This window comes from Rhizobium sp. 01L419 (genome assembly GCF_056400025.1).
Genome location: NZ_JBFTSM010000021.1, coordinates 104,156 through 124,549, shown reverse-complemented (window position 1 = coordinate 124,549; position 20,394 = coordinate 104,156). Strand labels below are relative to the sequence as shown.

16 protein-coding genes and 2 pseudogenes are annotated in these 20,394 nt (G+C 59.0%); 6 read left to right on the top strand and 12 right to left on the bottom strand.

Features of this window, described 5'->3' with window-relative positions; translation table 11 throughout:
* Window positions 1-24: 24 nt before the first annotated feature.
* The 6 genes from AC1DUP_RS31360 to AC1DUP_RS31335 are packed head-to-tail and all read right to left on the bottom strand — an operon-like array spanning window position 25 to window position 5,839.
* A complete protein-coding gene (locus AC1DUP_RS31360) occupies window positions 25-495 on the bottom strand; it encodes a GNAT family N-acetyltransferase (protein WP_477836665.1) in 471 nt (156 codons plus the stop codon).
* A gap of 13 nt (window positions 496-508) precedes the next feature.
* Window positions 509-1,435, bottom strand: a complete 927-nt coding sequence (locus AC1DUP_RS31355; protein ID WP_477836664.1) for an ABC transporter ATP-binding protein — start codon at window positions 1,433-1,435, stop codon at window positions 509-511.
* The gene (locus tag AC1DUP_RS31350; protein ID WP_113309519.1) at window positions 1,432-2,247 is read right to left on the bottom strand and encodes an ABC transporter ATP-binding protein; all 816 of its coding nucleotides are present in this window, start codon (window positions 2,245-2,247) and stop codon (window positions 1,432-1,434) included. Before AC1DUP_RS31350 ends, AC1DUP_RS31355 begins: the two co-directional genes overlap by 4 nt.
* A complete protein-coding gene (locus AC1DUP_RS31345; RefSeq protein ID WP_113296421.1) occupies window positions 2,244-3,146 on the bottom strand; it encodes an ABC transporter permease in 903 nt (300 codons plus the stop codon). Before AC1DUP_RS31345 ends, AC1DUP_RS31350 begins: the two co-directional genes overlap by 4 nt.
* Window positions 3,146-4,126: an ABC transporter permease gene (locus AC1DUP_RS31340; protein ID WP_477836663.1), complete on the bottom strand. Its 981-nt coding sequence runs from the start codon at window positions 4,124-4,126 to the stop codon at window positions 3,146-3,148. Before AC1DUP_RS31340 ends, AC1DUP_RS31345 begins: the two co-directional genes overlap by 1 nt.
* 18 nt (window positions 4,127-4,144) lie before the next feature.
* Complete coding sequence (locus AC1DUP_RS31335) at window positions 4,145-5,839, bottom strand: ABC transporter substrate-binding protein (RefSeq protein ID WP_477836662.1); 1,695 nt, start codon at window positions 5,837-5,839, stop codon at window positions 4,145-4,147.
* Window positions 5,840-6,031: 192 nt separating this feature from the next.
* Here AC1DUP_RS31335 and AC1DUP_RS31330 point away from each other — a divergent pair.
* The 5 genes and pseudogenes from AC1DUP_RS31330 to AC1DUP_RS31310 all read left to right on the top strand — a co-directional run.
* Window positions 6,032-6,256: pseudogene (locus AC1DUP_RS31330) on the top strand (Ku protein); the annotation flags it as partial.
* Between the two features lie 290 nt (window positions 6,257-6,546).
* Window positions 6,547-6,912 (top strand): hypothetical protein, encoded by a 366-nt coding sequence (locus AC1DUP_RS31325; RefSeq protein ID WP_477836661.1) that lies wholly within the window; start codon window positions 6,547-6,549, stop codon window positions 6,910-6,912.
* Window positions 6,913-7,354: 442 nt separating this feature from the next.
* Window positions 7,355-8,119, top strand: coding sequence for a class I SAM-dependent methyltransferase (locus AC1DUP_RS31320; protein ID WP_477836660.1), 765 nt, complete (start codon window positions 7,355-7,357; stop codon window positions 8,117-8,119).
* A gap of 937 nt (window positions 8,120-9,056) precedes the next feature.
* Window positions 9,057-9,548: a P-loop nucleotide/nucleoside kinase family protein gene (locus AC1DUP_RS31315; RefSeq protein ID WP_164576934.1), complete on the top strand. Its 492-nt coding sequence runs from the start codon at window positions 9,057-9,059 to the stop codon at window positions 9,546-9,548.
* Window positions 9,549-9,721: 173 nt separating this feature from the next.
* Window positions 9,722-9,811 (top strand): annotated as a pseudogene (locus tag AC1DUP_RS31310) (SOS response-associated peptidase); the annotation flags it as partial.
* Window positions 9,812-9,957: 146 nt separating this feature from the next.
* On the opposite strand, the gene AC1DUP_RS31305 reads toward AC1DUP_RS31310, so the two are convergent.
* Complete coding sequence (locus AC1DUP_RS31305) at window positions 9,958-11,076, bottom strand: alkene reductase (RefSeq protein ID WP_477836659.1); 1,119 nt, start codon at window positions 11,074-11,076, stop codon at window positions 9,958-9,960.
* Between the two features lie 154 nt (window positions 11,077-11,230).
* Between AC1DUP_RS31305 and AC1DUP_RS31300 the strand changes: the two genes are divergently transcribed.
* Window positions 11,231-11,590: a winged helix-turn-helix transcriptional regulator gene (locus AC1DUP_RS31300; protein WP_477836658.1), complete on the top strand. Its 360-nt coding sequence runs from the start codon at window positions 11,231-11,233 to the stop codon at window positions 11,588-11,590.
* 38 nt (window positions 11,591-11,628) lie between these two features.
* Here the strand turns inward: AC1DUP_RS31300 and AC1DUP_RS31295 are convergent, their stop codons facing one another.
* The 5 genes from AC1DUP_RS31295 to AC1DUP_RS31275 form a co-directional block, all read right to left on the bottom strand.
* Window positions 11,629-12,507, bottom strand: coding sequence for an MBL fold metallo-hydrolase (locus tag AC1DUP_RS31295; RefSeq protein WP_477836657.1), 879 nt, complete (start codon window positions 12,505-12,507; stop codon window positions 11,629-11,631).
* 115 nt (window positions 12,508-12,622) lie between these two features.
* A complete protein-coding gene (locus AC1DUP_RS31290) occupies window positions 12,623-18,091 on the bottom strand; it encodes an AAA family ATPase (protein WP_477836656.1) in 5,469 nt (1,822 codons plus the stop codon).
* 309 nt (window positions 18,092-18,400) lie between these two features.
* Window positions 18,401-19,231, bottom strand: a complete 831-nt coding sequence (locus tag AC1DUP_RS31285; protein ID WP_477836655.1) for an alpha/beta fold hydrolase — start codon at window positions 19,229-19,231, stop codon at window positions 18,401-18,403.
* Window positions 19,232-19,487: 256 nt separating this feature from the next.
* Entirely contained in the window at window positions 19,488-19,835 is a 348-nt protein-coding gene (locus tag AC1DUP_RS31280; protein WP_477836654.1) for a DUF302 domain-containing protein, read from the bottom strand.
* A gap of 96 nt (window positions 19,836-19,931) precedes the next feature.
* On the bottom strand, window positions 19,932-20,324 hold the full coding sequence (locus AC1DUP_RS31275; protein WP_477836653.1) for a DUF983 domain-containing protein: 393 nt from the start codon (window positions 20,322-20,324) through the stop codon (window positions 19,932-19,934).
* Window positions 20,325-20,394 lie beyond the last annotated feature (70 nt).

The following is a 20,394-nucleotide window of genomic DNA, read 5'->3' as shown; positions in this document are numbered from 1 at the left end:
TCTTTCTGTTCGGATCGGTTGAAATCAGCTCTTGAGCATGCCGGCATAGATGCCGGGAGCGGAATCGGGGATAGGAATGGCGCCGACGGCTTTCTCGTAGAAGGCGGAGGGACCAACATCGCCGATGATCGCATAGGCGTAGCCTAGGGCCTTCAGGTCATTCAGGCTGGCGAAGAGCAGTGCCCTGCCGATACCAAGCCCGCGAAGGCTTTCGTCCACACCCGTTGGCCCGAAGAAATCGCGTGCGCTCGCCTCATGACACGAAAAACCGACGAGCTTGCCTTCGCGCGTGGCAATGAAACAGGTCGGTGGCTGGCGCGTCATCGCAACCGTTGCCTCGCTTGCCCAGGCCTCACCAAACTGTTCGTCAATCCAGCGGACGATCAGCTTCAATTCGGGTGGTATCGCGCGGCGGATGGTGACGCCAGACTTTGCCATAGCGTCGGCTGATTTTGTGTCCTGCGGCAAGGTCGACAGATTGACGAGATAATCCATGGAAGACATCCTCCTAGGTCTGAGCGCCGAGCGCGCGCATGAAATGATTGGAACCGATCTGCTCGATGACGGCGGATTCGGGACGGCTGAGCGAGCGGACGCGTTCAGCCTGCTCGAGGAAGCGTGCGCTGCCGCCGGTCACGAACGGCCGTCCGCCATCCGGCACCGCAGAGAGCAAGAGCTGCGTATAGGGATGGCGCGGGTTGGAGAGCACCGCTTCGGTATTGCCCCATTCGACCATCTGGCCGGCAAACATCACAACAATCTCTTCGGCCACATGTGCCGCCGTCGCGATGTCATGGGTGATGTAGAGCATCGCCAGTTCATTCTCCTGCTTCACCCGCGCGAGCAGATCGAGGATGTCCTTGCGGATGGAAACGTCGAGCATCGAGGTCGGCTCGTCTGCGACCAGCACGCTTGGCGCGACGGCGAGCGCCCGGGCAATGTTGACGCGCTGGCGCTGCCCGCCCGAGAGTTCGTGCTGAAACTTCTGCTTCGAGACGGCCGCATCAAGACCGACGCTCGCCAGCAATCCGGTAATGCCGTCCTCAAGGGCAGCCCGTGACGTGTCATGGCCGTGAAGCTGCAGAGGCCGGGCAAGATGATGGCTGACTGTAAAGGCCGGATTGAGTGACGAGAACGGGTCTTGAAAGACCATCTGCACGTCCTTGCGATAGAGACGTTCCTCCTTCGCCGTTCCGCGGGCCGTCAGGTCCTGTCCGCGAAAGAACAGGCTACCGCCGGTCGGCTTGTCGAGACGTGCGATGATGCGGGCGCACGTGGTCTTTCCACAGCCGGATTCGCCGACGAGCGCCAGTGCGCGGCCGGGAAAAAGCGAGAAGGAGACGCCTTTGAGTGCGTGAACCGGGCCGAACTGACGCCGGATGTCTTCAAGCCGAATGACGGGTCCGGCGATGGACGGATGTGCCTCGGCGTTCATGCCAGTGCTCCTGAAAGATGCATTCTGCCTGGAAGCTGGGGAATGGCGTTCCAGAGCTTGCGCGTATAGTCGTGCAGCGGCGCTTGGCTCACTTGGTGGACGTCGCCCACTTCGACGAGTTCTCCCTTCAGCATGATGCCGATGCGCTGGCAGAGCTGCGCCATGAGATGCAGGTCATGGGTGATGAACAGCACCGAGAAACCGTAGCTTCGCTGCAGATCGACGACCTGTTCGAGGATTTCACGCTGGACCACCACGTCGAGCGCCGTCGTCGGCTCGTCCATGATGATGAGCTCCGGTCTCAGCGCCAGGCAGATGGCGATGACGATGCGCTGGCGCATGCCGCCCGAGAACTGATGCGGATAATCGCTGATGCGCTGGGGCGGTATGCCGACGAGACGGAACATCTCCTCACCGCGCGCCCGCGACTCCTGACGCGAGCAGCCGGTGTGGCGGTAGAGCACATCGTGAAACTGCGCCTCGACGCGCATCAAAGGATTGAGCGAATTCATCGCGCTCTGGAAGACCATGCCGATGCGCTTCCAGCGGATCTTCTGCAACTCCCGCTCCGGAATTTTGAGAAGATCCCGCCCGTCCATGCGGATGCTGCCGCCGCTGATCCAGGCCGGGGCCTTGGAAAGACGCGTGATGGCATAGGCAATGGTGCTCTTGCCGCAGCCGGATTCGCCCGCAAGCCCGAAGATCTCGCCTCGCCCGATATTGAACGACACGTCCTTGACGGCCCGGAACTCGCCCCTGTCGAGCAGGTAATCGACATTGAGCTTTTCGATTTCCAGCAGATTGTCGCTCATCGTCCGGCCTCCAGTTCGCGGTTGCGGGCGCGGGTGAGACTAAACCAGCGCGACAACGCCGGCCCGGAGCGGAGCTGCGGATTGGCGATCTCGTCAAAGGTGAAGTTGAGAAGCGCAAGGCCAAGGCCCGTCAGCGCGATGCCGATCGCCGGCACGCCGACGTCCCACCAGGCACCGACCATGATTGCCGAGGCATTCTGGGCATTGTAGAGCATCGTCCCCCAGGACACTTTCAGCGGATCGCCGAAGCCGAGATATTCGAGCGTCGTCTGCGCAACGATCGCATATATGATGCTGCCGACGAGGTTGATGCCGATCAGCGGCGTGAGGTTCGGCAGGATCTCGACGAAGATGATCCGCCAGGCCGGCTCGCCGATCATTTTCGAGGCCGTGACGAAATCGCGATTGCGCAGCGCCATCGTCTGTGACCGCGTCATGCGTGCTCCCCACGGCCACGATGTCAGGGCGATGATCGTCATGATCGTCATCGGCCCGACCGTACCGGCAAAAGAGGCAAGCAGGATCAGCAGCGGCATGTTCGGCACGACCAGCACCGCGTTCGTTGCAAGATCGAGGGCGGCATCCGTTTTGCCACCGACATAACCGGCGACGAGCCCGATGGCGGTGCCGATCACGGTGATCGCAATGCCCGTCGCAAAACCGACGGTGAGCGAACTGCGCGCACCCCAGACGAACTGGCGATAGACGTCGCGGCCCATCTTCGTCGTGCCGAGCACATGTTCGATGGACGGAGGCTGGTGAGAGCGGCCGACACGGGCGCCGGGTTCGCCGGGCGCGATGATCGGTGCGGATAGCGCCATCAGCCAGAGGCTGACGACGAGGATGAGGCCGGCGACGGCCTTCTTCTGGCGAAGAATGGATCTCAGCGTGAATCCCATTAAACGGCCTCCCGCAGTCGGGGGTCGATAAACCCGTAGATGATATCGACGAGGAAGTTGGTGCCGAGCGTGGCGAGCGTCATCAGAAGCAGCTGTCCCTGGATGACCGGATAATCGCGGGCAATGCTCGCCGTATAAAGCGTCAAACCCAGTCCCGGGTAATTGAAGACGATCTCGGTGACGATCGAGCCGCCGAAGACAGCGCCAAGCATCAGCGCAAGGTTTGTCAGGACAGGGAGCATGGCGTTACGCGCGCCATAGCTGAACATGACCGTGAGGTGACTGAGGCCCTTGGCACGGCCCATCGTCACGTAATCCTCCCCGAGAATCGAAATCATAGACGAGCGCATGGTCGTCTGGAATTCGCCGATCAGGAACGGCGACAGCGTCAGCACGGGCATGATGGCGTGGATGAAGACACTGCCCGCGAAAGTGAAGTTGAGCGTGGGATCGAGGTTCGGATCATAGGCATAGCCGACCGGAAACCAGCGCAGCGACACCCCGAAGACGAAGAGCGTCGTCAGGCCCACAATGACTGGTGGCACTGAAATCATCACGACCGCAAGCGGCGAGACGATCGTGTCGAAACGTCCGCCGCGCCGCCAGGCGGAGATTGCACCCAGAACCACACCGATGCAGAGCGAAAAGATGATGGCGGTGACGACTAGGAAGATGGTCCAGATTGTCGAACGGCCAAGGACCTGGACGACTGTCTGAGGATAATATTTCACGGAGACGCCGAGATCGAAGGTCGCAAGCCCCTTCAGGTAGTCGACGAATTGCAGTAGCATCGGCTGATCGACGGCGCCGAAGCGCGCCTTGATCGCCTCGACGGCTGCGGGTGTGGCCCGCGGCCCGAGCTGTGCGATCATCGCATCGACAGGGGTCCCCGGCATCAGCCGGGGAAGGATGAAGTTCATCACGATGGCAAACGCCAGGGCGACCGCATAGACGCCAAGGCGCCGTCCGGAAACACGCATCTTCCTACCTCGCCGGTGTTATTGGACCGGCTTCAGGCGGAGCAGATGCATGAGGCGCATCCGGTTGTTGTCGTGATCTTCCGGGTTCATGACCGGGTCCTTGTCGGTCACCCAGCCGGTGAAACGCTTGCTGGAAAACTGGTACCAGGTCGGGCCGTTAAAGACAGGCACGACTGGGAAGTCGTCGGCAACCAGCAGCTGGATATCGTTGAAGATCTTCTTGTGATCATCGTCCGACGTCGCCTTCAGATACTGATCGAAGAGCGCATCCAGCTTCGGGTTCTGATAGCGCGAGGGAGCGCCGGTGATGCGTCCGCCATAGGCCGTCGAGAGGCTCTGGTAATAGCCGCGGAACGGCGTCGCACCGTCAGCGCGCGAATTCATGACGACCTCGAAGCTGCCATCGAGGATCTGCTTGCGCCACTGTTCGTATTCGGGCGTGGCGACCGATGCGTTGATGCCGGCCGCGCGCAGGCCTTCGACGGCGATCTGCACGGCGTCGATCCAGTCGGTCCAGCCGTTGGGAACGATGATCGGGAAGGCGATCGGCTTGCCGGTCGGGGTCGTGCGGAAACCATCAGACCCCTTCTTGTAACCGGCATCGTCGAGGATCTTGTTCGCCTTATCGGTATCAAGCCCCATGAAGGCGTCCTTGTCGCCCTCCGCATTCTTGTTGCGCCAGCCTTCAAAGCGCGGCGGCAGGCCAGAGGCATGCTCATTGACGACGGGATAGCCGAAACCGGCGATATCGACCATCGACTTGCGGTCCATGGCAAGGCTGAAGGCGTGGCGGAAGTTGAGATCCTTATAGGCTTCCAGATTGCCTTCATCCTTGCTCTTGAAATTCATCTGAAACGCGACGGTTTCGGCCGGCGGCTGCCAGTAACCGTTATGGTCGGCATCCAGCGCCACGAACGTCTTGTCGATCTCGGGAATGAAGGAGCCGATCCAGTCCATGTTGCCTTCGGGCAGGATGGCGAGCATCTGATCGTTGCCGGAGATCTGCGGCAGCCTCAGGCAATCGACATGCAGCGAGGCGGCATCCCAATAGTTCGGGTTGCGGCACTGTTCGTAGACCTGCGGGGTAAAGCGGCGCACATCCGTCATCGGGCCGGATCCGACCGGCTTCTCATTCTTGAAGGCGGCAGGATCGGAAACATCTTTCCAGATATGCTCAGGCACGACGGCGAGATCGGCAAGCGTCTCCGGGAAATCGGAATTGACGGCCTTGAGCTTGATCGCCACCTCGGTCGGCGACGGCGCCTCGACGGAGGCCACGGTCTCGCCGACGCCAACCGTATCGAGTGCGGCATTCTTCAGCATCAGATCGATCGTGTATTTGACGTCGGCTGATGTCAGCGGCTGGCCGTCTGACCATTTCACGCCCGGCCGCAGTTCATAGGTGATCGACTTCATGTCATCGTAAAACTTGTAGTTCGTGGCAAGGCGCCAGACCGGCTTGCCGCCGTCCTGCGCGTTGAAGATGACGAGCGGCTCATAGATGAAATCCATGGTGCTCTGCCGGCGGCCGGCAAGGTCGAAAGGATTGAAGTTCTGCACCCAGCTCGTCTGCTCTTCGATATGCATCGTCAGCACGGATTCGGCGGCTGAAGCAGCCGATACCCCAAACGCCACGACCGCTGTAAGGGCGGTCGCCGCGGCCCAACCGGCACGCGCGGAAACACTGCGGAATACGCTCTTATCCAGTCCCATTTTTACGTTCCCTTGGTTTTTATTTTTGAAGTCAATCAAATTGATTTAATCAAGCTAACGCAAGATTTCTGATCCGGTCAATCGGGTGGATGAAAAATGAAATGAGGTATTGGCCAAACGAGAGGTAAATTGGCCATTCTGCAACCAAGAACTGGCCAATTGGCTAAGCACCGCTGGGATTGGCCATTCTCGGCCACGGGCAACCGCGTCAACCGCATCTTCATAGACAGCGAGACCGAGGATCCTGTGCCGAAGGAAGCCCAGACCAAGGGCTTCGAGATCGACAACGGTCAGTACATCATCATCGATCCGGAAGAGGTCGCCGCGACCATCCCAGAGAGCAACAAAACGCTCGAGATTGAGGCCTTCATCCCGTGCTCCGACGTCGACGACGTCTACTTCGACAAGCCGTACTATGCCATCGGATCGTTCACACCAAAGACCTCGCCGAAGGAATGGCTTCCGATGGTCCCGAGGGAAGCCAAGGAGACGGCTGACCTCTACTTCGATGGCAAGATCGACCAATGGTTCGTCAAGCAGGACAAGACCGGGGTCGTGTTCGTCATGAACGCCAAGTCCGCGGACGAGGCTCATGCAATCCTGGACAAGCTTCCAATGGGCGTCGCTGGCGTCATGAAGTTCGAGATGATTCCTCTTGGACCGATCAGCCCCCTCCGCATGATCATRACGAACCCGGAGAAGTGAAGATGGCCTTTTACACCAAGGACRATCCTCCGCCCGTCGGCGAGTTCAAGAACCTCGAGGAAGTGTCGGTCCCGACGACGAAGATGCTGGCGATCGGCACTGTGACTGCGGCAGGCACGGCCGCGGAGCGCGACRAGATCAGACCCTTCGAGATCCGGGAGACGATCCGCCTCTATCTCGGCGGCAAGATCGAGCAGATGTTCTACAAGACGGAAAGCACSCCGAGAGGCGTCGTGTTCATCATGAGCGTATCYAGCAAGGAAGAAGCGCACGACCTCATCAAGGCTCTGCCTCTCGGCGTCGCAGGTTTCATGGAGTTCGAGCTCATCCCGCTCGGCCCGCTGAAGCCTTTGGGACTGCTGCTTTGAGGAAACTCCCCTGTTCGGGATCTAGCGAAAATCGTGGAGAACTTTGCATCAGCGATATCGACGTGGTCTTCTGCGTGGGTGWCACGTAACGGCACGCCCTAGAAATCCGCGCCCGGCTACCACTCCAGTCCGAAAGTCGCTGGATATGCAAGCGGTCGGACTCATCCTCGTCATGCTTTTCCGAGAAGGAGGTCAGGGGGCCAGTTGACAGTCCCAGACGATATGTATTTTCTAACCCGCTAATATGGCGATCAGCGCGCGAACCGGATTTCGATCTGGGCTGGGGCGTATGGCAGAATGACCGCGCCACAGGTTGCATTCCTATAAAAGCAGTTGTTGTGAACTCGGAMCGAGCAGGCAGATGAGCAACGCTTCAAATTCCGAACACRTCACGTCGACTGGGCATAAGCTCAGCGCYGGAGGACACCTYGACGTTCATTACATGGCGCTGAAGGACGAATATGATGCCACCCTTCGTGCTGCCGGTCTCCGACCTGGCTGGTCAGTGCTTGACGCGGGTGCGGGCAATGGAGTCTTCCTGCCTTTAATGGCGGAGTTGCTGGGCGTAGAGGGGCATATTGAGGCTTGTGATTTAGCACGCGAAAATGTCGAGGCGATCGAAGGCTTGATTGCAAGCCAGCGGTTTGCCTGTCCGATAAGCGTGCGAATCGGTAACATCCTCACGCTGCCCTATGAGACTGGCACCTTCGATGCGGTCTGGAGCGCGAACGTCGTCCAGTATCTGAATGACGAAGAGCTAACACAAGCGATCGCTGAGTTCTGCCGTGTCGTAAAGCCCGGCGGACTCGTTGCGGTGAAGGAGGTCGATATCTCGGTTTGGCAGTATCAGCCGCAGGACCCCAAACTGATTTGGCGTCTGCTCGACGCGCTGTCTGATGATGTACAGATGTCCGGCGCGATGAGCGGAACGCGCGTATCGGCGTGGTTTCGAGCAGCGGGCCTTGAGAATGTCTCTGCAATCACGACTCTCGCGGAGCGCCGTCAGCCGCTCAGGCCCGTGGAGCGGCAATACATTCGCAACAATCTCGAATTCTTATCCGGGCTCGCCCGAACATGCGACTTGTCTGAAGCGGATCATCGCCAATGGAAAGCGATCGGCGAAGAGCCAAAACGCCTGATTTCAGACCCCGATCTCTGCTACCGCGAAATGTGGGTACTCAGCCTGGGTACCGTGTCGAAGTGCTAAGCCACCCTCCTCCGCCCAGGAATTGGCTCACCATTTATCGCGATGGCCTCGGATTCCCGCGCCGACAGTGACGCCACCTACAGTTTGAGCCCGACTGAACTGGCGCGGGATTAATGAATTCGAGCGGGAGCTGCGGGCGTCAAACTCAGTGGAAATTTTCTACCTCGCACTTTCAGGGTATCGATGTGAAGATCCCTGACTTATCCCGAGCCCGCGACTATGCCGAGCGAGTTCCCAAAAGCTTGGGATTTTCGATAGGTCCAGATCGCAAGCTCGGCATATTCCACTAATCTGCGCTCGGCCGGAACGCTGCGATCTTGTTGAAAAGCCCTGCCCGAACTCTCAACGGCAATCAATCGGAACTCCGCGCGCGGCAGTTATCTTTCAGGAGGAATTCAGCGCTCCATCAGGACTTTCCCGACTTCTACCGTCATCCTGCCCGCACAATCGCTGCAGCAGGTGGGTCAACAAGATGACGATGAGTGACAGGAGCCGGAAGGCTGCGGCCATCGTTGAACAATCTCTCGCCTTCCAGCAGCCTAACTCGGTCCGGAACATGCGCATGGCCAAGGTAGCGTTCCGGCACATATTCACCGAGCGGCCGACACTTTCCGGGCCGGACAAGTTGTCGTAAAAGACGCCGCTAGCTTTGTTGCAACAGAGGCGATTTATTATGCCGAGCTTGCGATTTGGACCTGTCTACGCGGCTCACTTCGCACCGCGCTTCCCCGTTGGACCTTCCCCATCGATAAGGCCGGGATGCACGATCGCCACTGGACTATGGCCAGTAGGTTTGGCATCCTATTATCATGACCTTCGTATTTCACATCGCCATCGCGAGCAGCGGACGAATTAACCGCCCGGCCTGATGCGTCGGGCCGGGTCTATCCGCAGGTGAATATCACGATGCTAGCCGCTTCTGCGAAGGTCTTTGATTATGCTCTTAGAACAACCCACTCTATACCTCGTGTGCGGCAAGATAGCGGCTGGAAAGTCAACACTTACAAGCGCTTTGGAGAAAAGGCCGAATACGGTTTTGGTGAAAGAAGACTATTGGCTGGCCCGGCTATACCCCGGCGAGCAAAATAGCCTTGCCGATTATGTGCGCAATTCGACGCGCTTACGTGATGCGATGGCCGCACATCTCGTCGATCTGCTGCGATCCGGGCTATCGGTCGTGCTGGATTTCCCTGCAAACACTCCAGCGAGTCGAGCATGGATGCGCACCCTGTTTGAGCAGGCTGGATGCGCCCACCAACTTCACTTTCTTGACGTAGCGGACGAGGTTTGCAAAGCCCGGCTTCGACAGAGGAATGTGGCCGGCACGCACGAGTTTAACGTCAGCGATGAAGACTTTTCCCTCTTCACCAAGCACTTTGTTCCCCCCGCTCCCGATGAAGGGTTCGACGTCGTGTTACATCGTTCATGATGATTGACCGTCCACTACCGGGTCCGGCGCGTCGGTAGCGGAGGCCGGCCGATTGGCCCAATCCACTCGCCATCAGGGGACCGATTCTCCCCTTGTTCGATCGTTTTTGGGAAGCCGTGAGCATGCGACAACGCAGCACTCGCGGTCGACCCGACCAAAACCTGTCGGCAGTCCATCCCGCCAGTCAGGAGCCGGGAGGGAAAGTCCCAAATGCCTGGTTCGGAAGGGATGAAAGCAAGGAGCTTATGTTCTTAGCATCCATGTCCCAATGCTGTCCTAGCATTCGTCATCGGCGTGATCCGGAAGGCCGCTTCTTCGGTCGAGGCGCGTTGAGGTCCAAGCTCGCAAACCGGAGGCCGCCGCAAGACGGCCCCCGACCCCAACGCTAGCTGGGAGCGCTTAAGGCTTATTACGCGACGGCTCGTTCGGTCGCGGTCGGATAGTCCAAATAGCCCGCGGCTCCCCCGCTGTAGTAGGTATCGGAATTGCTGGGGGTGAGCTTTATGTCTTTGGAGAAGCGCTCGACCAGGTCGGGGTTGGAGATGAACGGCGCTGCAAAGGCAACAGCATCGGCGAAGCCATCACGGATGACAGCATTCCCAGTCTCGAAGGTGTAGCCGCCATTGGCAATCAGATTGCCGGAATAAAGCGGCCGGAAATGCTTGGCGACGCCTTCGCCGAGAACTTCGATAGGGGAACCTGTCAGATCGCTTATGGGATTCATCAGCTGCAGATAAGCGAGATGACGCTTCGACAATTCACCGACCAGGTATTCGAAGGTCGCCAGCGTTTCGGGTCCAGCGATGACATTGCCGAGGCCAGTCAAGGCGGGGCTGAGCTTCATACCGACGCGTCCCGGCGCCCAAGTGTCTACGAGGGCGTCGATAATCTCAAGGGGGAACCGGGCGCGATTTTCAGTTGTGCCGCCATAGTCGTCCGTCCGCTGATTGAGCGCTTCATAAAGGAAGGTTGGGATCAGATAGGTGCTGATCCCATGCAGTTCGACACCATCGAAACCAGCAGACTGTGCCAGCCGAGCGGCTTTGGCATAGTCCTCCACAGTGCGCGCGATATCGCTCAGATCCATCGCCCGAGGCGTCTCGGTGTCCTGGAAGCCGGATGGCGTATACGCTTTCAATCCCGGGTTCACGGCCGATGGGGCCAAAGGCAGAGCGCCATCGAGCAGGTCCGGATGTGATGACGATCCGATGTGACCGAGTTGGACGAAGATACGTCCTCCAGCCTCGTGGACGGCGTCCGTGACTAGGCGCCAACCGTCGGCCTGTTCCTGAGTGTAGAGGCCCGGCACGTTTATGAAGCCGACGCCTTCGCGGCTCGGCCAAGTCCCCTCCGTGAGGATCAGCCCGGCAGATGCGCGCTGTGCGTAATATCGTGCCTGAAGCTCGTTGGGAACGAAGCCGGGATTGTCCGTACGGGCGCGCGTCATGGATGCCATGATGATGCGGTTGGGTAGATCGACGTCGCCCAGGCGGATTGGATCCAGCAAGGGCTGGCTTGGATTGCTCATGTCTGTTCACCTATGTTGGCAGCGCTGTCCGCGGGTTTGCGCCTGAATGGGGAAGGACGATGCCCGTCGACACCATCGCCGAATTCAAGTAAGACCAAGCATACCTGCAATCCAGTACTGACTATTTCGTAAGTGTCTGAATTTGGAGATCACAATGAGCGAGACGAATTTCCATTGCGGCTTGGAAGCGGCTCTTGAAATCCTTGGGGGCAAGTGGAAGCCGCTCATTCTCTTTCATCTGGCCAGTGGGGCCAAACGCACGGGTCAACTCCGCAGGCTTGTGACCAACGTTAGCGAGAAAATGCTGATCCAGCATCTCAAGGAGATGGTTGATGATGGCGTCATTCGTCGCATCGACTTCAAGACAGTCCCGCCTCATGTCGAGTACGAGCTCACCCACTTCGGCCACAGCCTGGCCGAGGTTCTCGCCCCGTTGTGCGAATGGGGAACGCGTCACTCTTCTGAAGTCGCCATCATCGTCCAAAACCGCCAGCGAGCGTCAGAGGCGGCATAGTGCCCATAAACAGACACCCATCGTAGCAAGCCGAGCCCTCACCCCGGTAAGAACCGATATGCGGACCCCTTCCGCGCGACATATCCGGTTCCCGGATAGGTCCAATGGTATCCTAGCATCCGAAGCTTCTCGTTCTCCGCCTTGTCCAACAAGGCCGCCCTATTCGAGATCGCGAGCTCCGGTTCGGTATCGAAGCCGAAATGCCAGCGCGGGTTCTCAAAGGAGATGATATCGTTTGGGATTACGTCTCCGGCAATTAGCAGGTTTCCGTCTCCTGCTAGTTCCAGGGAGATGTGTCCTGGCGTGTGCCCGCGTGTGCTGACCACGTTCATGCCGGAGAGGATCTCATCCCCAGGCTTCACCATCGTCAGCCGATCCTTGACGGCGAAGAGATCGCGCTGAGCGCCGCGCGCGAAGGCGTGAAGTGGCTCCGGCATCTTCGCCTCATATTCGGGATCCGCCCAGAACGACCACTCGGCCTCGTTGACGTAGTAGTGGGCGTTGGGAAAGAGCAGAGACCCGTCGGCCGTCGTCGTTCCGCCGGAGTGATCGGGATGGGCGTGGGTGAAAACCACCTTCGTGATCGAAGCAGGATCCACGCCAACCGATGCGAGATTGGCGGCAAGCCTTCCGTCGCTCGGCTGGAAATTACCGCCCGCCCCGGTATCGATCAGGATGAGGTCGTTTCCGTTCCGGATGAGCGGGATGTTCGTCTGAAGCGGAGCGCTGTCGACGCCTCCACCGAGGCGGCCAAGGATGCGACCGATTTCGTAAGGATGGCCATCCGGCATCAATATGTCGGACGGCAGCGTGATGTATCCGTCACTCAGCACCGTGATGTCAAAGCGACCATGCTTCAACTGGTGAAAGCCATCTGCGTGAACGCCCGGCGGAAGCTTGCCCATCTCTGATGCCATGACGGTCTCCTTAGAAGTGCGTCGTCCTGGATCCTGCCGCCTTGGCTTTCGAAATGCGAGTGTGTTCCTGTGAAATCTTGTGAGCCCGATCGTCGTGATCGAGACTGTGCTGTGGTCACTTCGCTGTCCCGAGCGTAAAGGAAAATACACTTCCTGCTGGTTCGTTCGGGGTGACCCACAGACGACCTCCATGCGCCTCGACGATCGAACGGCAGATGGACAGTCCAATACCAAGACCGCCCGACTTGGTGGTGAAGAACGCGTCGAAGACCTGATCGGACGTCGACGGTTCAATCCCCGGTCCCGTGTCGGCCACACTGACGATGATCTTGTCATCGGAACACCTCGTTCCCATGGTTATCCTCCCTGCCTCGCAATTGGCTGAAGTTATTGCCTCAACCGCGTTCAGGATCAGGTTCAACACGACCTGCTGCAACTGGATCCGGTCGCCGACCGTGGATTCGCCATTGGCCTGGAGGTTCGTCTCCAGCACGATCCCGTGCCGCTGAAGTTCGGCGCGGGTGAGAGCAAGCACGTCCTCCACCATGCCATTGACATCGACTTTCGCCATGGCGAGCGGCGATTTCTTCGCCAGCGCCCTGATGCTCGTGATGATATCGCCTGCTCGATGCCCATCCCGAATGATCCGTTCCGCAGCCCCCCGAGCTTCGCCGATATCGAGTTGGTCATCGCTCAGCCATCGCAGGCACGTCGCGGCGTTTGTGACGATTGCCATGAGCGGCTGGTTAACCTCGTGGGCTATGGATGCCGTCAGCTCACCTAGGGCCGTCAGGCGCCCCGCGCGCGCCATCAACTCCTGAGCTTCTTCGATGCGCTTTAGATCCTCGATGTCGGTATGGGTGCCGTACCATTTTATGATCGCTCCGGTCTCGTCACGCACGGGCGTGCCCTGCACAAGGAAGGTGCGTGCGACTCCATCATGACGCATAATCCTCGCATCGATCTGTCCTGCCGTTCCGGTCGCGACCAGCTCGGCCCACTTGCGAACTACCTTTTCTCTGTCGTCGGGATGGTACGTGTCCACCCAACCACCTTCGCGGGCCGCCTCAGGTGAGACCCCTGTGTAGTCGTGCCATTGCTTGTTGAATACCGGGAAAAGTCCGTCGGGTTGCGTGTTCCAGGCCTGTGCCGGGATCATGTCGTACGAAACGCGAAGTTCTTCCGCCACGCGTCGAGCCTGCTCTTGGGCTTCTCGGGCGTCCCGGTACAACGCGGCGTTCTCCAGAGAAATTGCTGCCTGAGATGCCAGGAGCCGTAGGATTGTCACCTGTTCCCGGGTGAACAGATGTGAGGATAAGCTGTTCTCGAGATACAGAATCCCAACGAGCTGCTTCTGCTTGACCAGCGGGAGGCAAAGGATTGATGTCGCGCCGACCCGGCGAATGTAATCGTCACCTGAAAACAGATCGGCATCCTGCGCGTCATCGAGGATGATCACCTCCTGGGTGTGGGACACGTAGCTTACGATGGTTTCCGGGAAATCGACTATACCCTGCGGATAAAGGGATACTGAAACGCCGCTGCGATCGGTGATCGCCTCCGAAATGACCCGCATTCCCTCCTCTAGCGAGAGGAGGAGCAGTCCTCGGACAGCGCCCGAATGTTCCACCACGGTAATCATCAGACGTTCGATGAGGCGGTCGAGGACAATCTCTCCGGACACCGCTTGAGACATCTCAACGATGGCTGCGAGGTCCAGATGCTGGATCTGGTTGACGCTCGACGGCTGGGTTCGTCGGAAGTCGGCTACCCGCCTTGAGCGATCGATCTGCCGAACCTTGTCAGCCGCGCCCCATTTCGCAAAGCAAGCCCGGGCGTTTATCAGGAAGGCATCCGCGCTGGTCGTTAACCCATGTGAGGCGCAGAACTTCGATGCCAGCTCATTTGCGATGGCCTCATTCTGCGTGAAGTCATACCGCTGTGCGGACTGAACCGCTTCTTCATAAAGGCGTAGCGCATCGAGACTGTCGCTTTCCAGCCGGAGAACTTCCGCAGCAATCAACGCCCGGCGGTTGTCGAAGTTCTCGGGACAGCTTTTAGCCCAGATCTCGGTCTGCAGCTGGTGCTGCCTAATCGCATCAAGATGTACGGATCTCTCGCTTTCCGTCGCGCCATCACACTGAGCGGCATGCGCCAGGGCGCCGTAGAAGTGATATTCGGCAACGTCGATAAACGACCGTGCTGCGCGAAGGTTAGCGCGGGCCTCGGTCTCGGCCTCAATCGCTCCGGAGTAGTCACCCGCCAAGTAGCGCGCCTGAATCTTCTGTATCCAGTACCATGCAAGCGGCAGAGCGAGCTGGTCGCCTGCATCCTGCAGGTGATGCTGGAACGCCGTTTCTTCGGGCAGGCTGAGGTCGCCCGCCCCCTCGAACTCATCCAACCCACGAAGGGACCGAATAAGGAGCAGTTGGCCGATTGCAGAGTCGGCGGCGAGACCAAAACCAGCCTTCCTCGCTGAAGCCAGAAACCGTTCAGCCTCGTGTTGAACCGAGGCGAGATCTCTTCCGGAAACGAGGAGATGCGAAACCAGGAGCTGCGCGGTCGTGACGATGAACACAAGGTCGCCCGCCAACTGCCCCACCTTGATAGCGGCGCGGCTGTAGTCCTCGGATACGCTGATACGGCGCGCCCAAGGCACCACGAATGCGGCATAGCAGGTATACGCGCGTGTCTTGAAGCGGTCCAGGCCGTGCCTATCAACGAGTTCGAGCCCGAGGTCTCCGAAACGGCCTCCAGACTCATAGTCGCCAAACCTAAGGCCAAGGGGAATCATTATGGATACATATGCATAGCATGACGCGTCGCAGTTTCCGTATGTCAGGCTAAGGTTGACCATCTGGACATAGATCAGATCCTCGAGGTTCTGATCGGTCAGGAGAGCTGGAAGGATCATGTATGCAAGAACATCCATGGTCGCGAGCCAGTCCGGGTCGGACATGCGGGACAGATCCACGAGCTCTTCTATTCGCCGCCCTGCGAGAAGTCCTCGCATCGTTTCGACTTCCCTGCGAAGATACTCCTCCATGGGATGCGCCGACCAGTCGATGCCCATCCTGCGAAGGAAAGCTAATCCGGCATCGACGGCCTTTGTTTGCTCCCCCCGGGCGACGTAAAGGGAAGAGAGGAGACGCACGACTGCGGCCTCGTCAACACGCGACGTTGCATGCTTGTAGAGTTCGACCAGCCGGGCTTCCGCTGCGTCGTGATCGCCTGTAACGAACTCGCACTCGGCGCGATGAAGCTCCAGGGCGAACTTCAATGGATACCGCGTTTGCCATTCCGCGTTTTGCAGCAGGCTAGAGCCTGTCCGGAAATATCTAAGTGCCGAAGGATAGGCAGCGGACGTCTTCGCACGTATTCCAGCCTCCAGAAGAAGGCCAGCGACCTGCTCCTGCTCATCCTCCGAGGTGATGAGTGCCAGGCCCCTGTCGATCTGGTCGATGACTTCGAATATCCGGTCGCGAAGATGCGTCGGAGCCATCATCGACATCAGGGATCGGCCGATTCGGAGATGGATCATCGGTCGCTCGTCTTTTGGGACGAGACGATAGACGGCTTCCTGCACCCGATCGTGAGCGAATACGAAGCCGTCTTCCACACGCAAAACAAGCCGTGCCTGGATGGCTTCCCACAAAACCGCGAGTATCTGCTGCTTCGATTTTCCCGTTACGATACAAAGCGTCTGCAAGGACGCACCGTTGCCCAGACAGGCCATCAGCTTGACTGTCTCGAGGGTAAGGCGAGGAAGTCTTTGAAGCTTCGATGCCACCAGCTCGGCCACGTTGTCGGTGATACCCTTGCTGCTGATCCTTTCCTCATCCCAGACCCACCGCGAGAGCGCGCTGTCGAACGTTACTAGCCGCTCCTCCTCCATCGCGGTCAGGAACTGCAGCACGAAGAAGGGATTTCCCTCGGTCTTGTCGAATACGAGTGCTGCCAGCGGCGCAACCGAAGAGGCGGGCGCGCCCAGGGCATCAGCAATGAGGTTCTGGAGATCCGTCAAGGTGAGCGGGGCGAGCGTTATCTCGTGCACGTTGATCGAGGCGCCGCGCATCGCATTTCGTGTCTTGCCAAAGGGATGCTCCTCGGAGACCTCGTCGTTCCGGTAGGCGCAGATGAGCAAAAGATGCCGGACGTCCGGCTCAACGGTGATCTGTTCGAGCATTTCGATGGTGGCCACATCGAGCCATTGCACGTCATCGACGAATAGGACCAGTGGTCGCTCGGGCATGGCGAACACCGCAAGGAAACGCCGGAAAATCAGATGGAACCGTGCCTTCGCTTGCTGCGGAGCGAGATCAGGTGCATCGGGCTGCTCCCCGATGACCAGGGCGAGTTCCGGAATGAGGTTGATCATCAGTAGGCCGTTCGGGCCAAGCGCTTCCAGGAGGGCTTGACGCCACCGGGCGAGACCTGCGTCGCCCGAACTGAGCATCTGGCGGACGATTCCGCTGAATGCCTGCGCAATCGTGGCATACGGGATATCGCGGGTGTATTGGTCGAACTTCCCTGAAGCGAAGAGGCCTCCCGCCTGTGAAAGCTTTCTTCGCAATTCATGAACGATGGACGATTTTCCAACGCCAGCAGGACCGGAGACAAGGATCGTCTCCACCTTGCCCGACAGCCGCACCCGGTCGTAGGCCGCTTCAATCAGCTCTAGCTGATCGGATCGCCCGTATAGACTGCTGGGAATTCGAAGCCGATCGTTGGCATCGCCGGATGCAACTTCAAAATCCACAATTCGCCCATCCTGGATCCAGCTATGCAGGCAGCGCCTCAGATCCGCCTCCAGACCCGCGGCGGTCTGATAGCGCTCGTCAGGCTTCTTTGCGAGAAGCTTCAGTACGACTGCCTCGAGAACGGGTTGGACCTCGTCGTTTCGCTGGCGGGGTGGAATGGGCTGTCGTGCAACGTGCGAATGGATCCACTCCATGGTGTCAATCGCAACGAACGGAAGCTCACCCGTCATCGCCTGGTAGAGAACGATGCCAAGCGAATAGAGGTCACTGCGCTCGTCCACCAACCGCTTTATTCGCCCGGTCTGTTCGGGCGAGATATAAGGCAGCGCCGACGCATCGAGATCGCTGCCGCCCTCTGCCTGATCGCTAGGAACAGCGGTGCCAGCTCTCCCTAACCCGGTCAGCCAGACTTTGCCGGATCCATCGACGAGCAAATGATCCGGCCTGATATCCTTGTGGACGAGCCCAACGCCGTGAAGCTCCCGGAGTGTTGCGGCAGCGTTGGTTGCGACAACCATGAATCGCTCGGCCTCGATGGGCTTTCCGAGCATAGTTCCGAAGGGCACGCCACCGGGGTCGGACAAGACCAGGACAGGTCGCCCTTCATTGCGCTCGAGTGCGAGCGGCTTGGTTGCCCAGGCCTCATCTAGTTTTCCCGCGAGAGAGAGCTCGCGTTCAAGCTTCTGGACTGTTTTTATCGTGGGACTGGAGGAGGTCGGCGTAACCATCAGAACGGAAGATTGTCTCTCCGTTGACCAGCCGCGGTAGAGGGCGAAGATTTCGTCCTCGCAAAGTAGCTGCGGCTGGTATCGAGACATTTTCATCACGATGCTCCGGGCGGCCCGACTGTCGGTGGAATGCCAGTGCTAACGAACACCTGCGGATCAGGCGCCTGCCGCTTGTCAGCCACTCTCGATGCTAGACCATTTCGCGCGTAGCGACGCAAAAATTCCTGTTGCGCAGATCATCGTCTGCGAGCAACTCGCAACCGTTGATGATAGTGGCAAGGTACTCCGTGCGTGTGGGCCGGGCTAAAAAGTTGAAGGGAGATGTTGTGAGTTTGCGTGAGATCGAAAACTTCAGCCTTTGGCAGGTAGCCGGGAGCGGCGAACGCCAGCTCCCGGCTCCTAAGATTAGGCCTTGATGAACGCCAGGATATCCGGGTTCAGAACCTCGGGATAAACCGACAACATCCCGTGCGGATACCCGTCGTACAGTTTCAGTGTGCCGTGTTTCAGGAGCTTAACCGAGAGCTCTGCGGCATCCTTGTAGGGGACGATCTGATCGTCGGTTCCGTGAATGACGTAGACAGGAACATCGATCTTCTTCAGATCGTCAGTGAAGTCCGTTTCCGAAAATGCCTTGATGCACTCGTAGTGCGCGTTCGCCGCACCCGTCATGCCTTGCCGCCACCAGTTGTTGATGAGCCCCTGCGAAATCTTAGCATCCGGACGGTTGAAGCCATAGAACGGCCCAGTGGGGACATCGATATAAAACTGCGCCCGGTTGGCGGCGAGCGCCTGACGCAGACCGTCGAACACGTCGAGCGGCAGGCCTCCCGGATTCTTGTCGGACTTCAACATGACGGGTGGAACCGCTCCGGCTATGACCGCCTTCGCCACGCGTCCCGGCTTCGCACGGGCCACGTAGTGCACGACTTCGCCGCCACCTGTCGAATGGCCGATATGGATGGCATTCTTTAGGTCGAGGACTTCGACGACCTCGGCAACATCAGCCGCGTAGGTGTCCATCTCATGGCCCGTCCGGCTCTGCGAGGAGCGGCCGTGACCACGGCGGTCATGCGCTATGACCCGGAAGCCTTCGCCGAGGAAGTAGAGCATCTGATTGTCCCAGTCGTCTCCGCTGAGCGGCCATCCGTGATGGAATACGATCGGCTGCCCATCCTTCGGACCCCAGTCCTTGTAGAAGATCTCCGTTCCGTCCTTTACTTTCACTGTTCCCATGAACTTGTCCTCCGTTCTGGATTCTCTCGGCTTGGTGGCGGCAGAAGCAGGCGACCCGACTGCGAGGGCAACGGCGGCAGCCGATCCGACAAGCAACGCGTCCCGCCTGGTGAGGGAAATAGCTGGCTCCGAAGTCATCTGAGCGATCCTCCTGTTGCGACGAGTGGAACATCGCCGCTCCTCATCGAACGACGCGATTGTTACGTCGAGGCTGACACTGGTCTTTCGAAAGAGTCTGTTTGGGATGATCGGCCGTTCATGGTCGAGCTGAAACCGCCGCGTCGTCCGGAGTTCTGGTTGGGCAATTGCCGCACGCAGCTTCGGCGACCAGCCGCTGAACCTCGTCGAAGCGAGCTGCGGCTTCCGCCTTCACACCCAGCGACTCGAATTCCTCTGCCAGGGGTCGAAAAGCGATCGCGGATCTGTTGCCGGGCAGCTCTCGCACGAGCATCTTCAGTGGCAGATCGAGCGCGGTCAGAGGGGAACCCAGCATGACAGGCGTTCCGCCCTTGGGGTTTCCGTAAATAACGACACGGGTCCGCGGCATCGAAAGACCGTTCTCTGTTGCGGCGATAGCGTGATCGATCTCCGTGAAAACCGTCATTCCCGCTTTCGCTATCGCGCTTAGGACAGTTTCGAGTGTCTCTTCGAATGCATGGGTCGTTCGGTGCTCGATGGGCTTCGATGGCATTGTTGCTCCTCAGTTCTCGCTCGTTTCGTGACTTCTGGATAACCGCCCCTCCCTGGCCTTGTAGAAGTACTGGCTAGCGACGAGCCAGCCTTTGAGCGGACGCAGGGGCGGAATGCACGTCAAGATCAGAAACGGACCGGTGATAAAGATCTGCGTCCAGATCGACGCGTGGTGCGCCACCTCGAGCCAGACAGACAGCAACACCGTTGGAATGCATGCAAAGCAGATCACGAAGAAAGCCGGGCCGTCGGCAGGATCCGCGAACGAGTAATCTAGTCCGCAGACCTCGCATTCCCTGCGCAAGGTGAGGAAGCCGTTGAACAAGTGGCCACGCCCACACCTGGGGCACAGACCGCGAATCCCTGTCTTCAGCGGCGATAGGGGCGGATAAGGGTTGTCCATCTGTGCCTTCTCCGCTGAACCGCGTTGGCCTCTATTAAGTCATCCGTGTCATTCGATGTCGAGAACCATC